Raw genomic sequence first — 226 nt, 5'->3', positions numbered from 1 at the left:
TATCAGCAAACGGGGAGATAAAAATCTGCGACGGCTGCTGGTGCAATGCGCCCGTGTGTATATGCAGCGGCTGGAATATCAGTCGGGTCGACTGGCCGAGTGGGTGCAGGGGCAACTGACGCGGCATCACTCGAATGTGGTAGCCTGCGCACTGGCGAACAAACTGGCGCGGATCGCCTGGGCGGTAACCACACAACGAACCGTCTTCAGTAAATAAAAGAGCTAA

Annotated in this window: 1 pseudogene; it reads left to right on the top strand. The window is 56.2% G+C overall.

Going from position 1 to position 226, the window contains the following annotated elements:
* Nucleotides 1-217 (top strand): annotated as a pseudogene (locus tag YALDO0001_RS19610) (IS110 family transposase); the annotation flags it as partial.
* Between the last annotated feature and the right edge of the window lie 9 nt (nucleotides 218-226).

The organism is Yersinia aldovae ATCC 35236 (assembly GCF_000173735.1).
In the GTDB taxonomy this organism is placed as follows: domain Bacteria; phylum Pseudomonadota; class Gammaproteobacteria; order Enterobacterales; family Enterobacteriaceae; genus Yersinia; species Yersinia aldovae.
The sequence above is the reverse complement of the archived record's forward strand: the minus strand, read 5'-3'. Positions and strand labels throughout refer to the sequence as shown.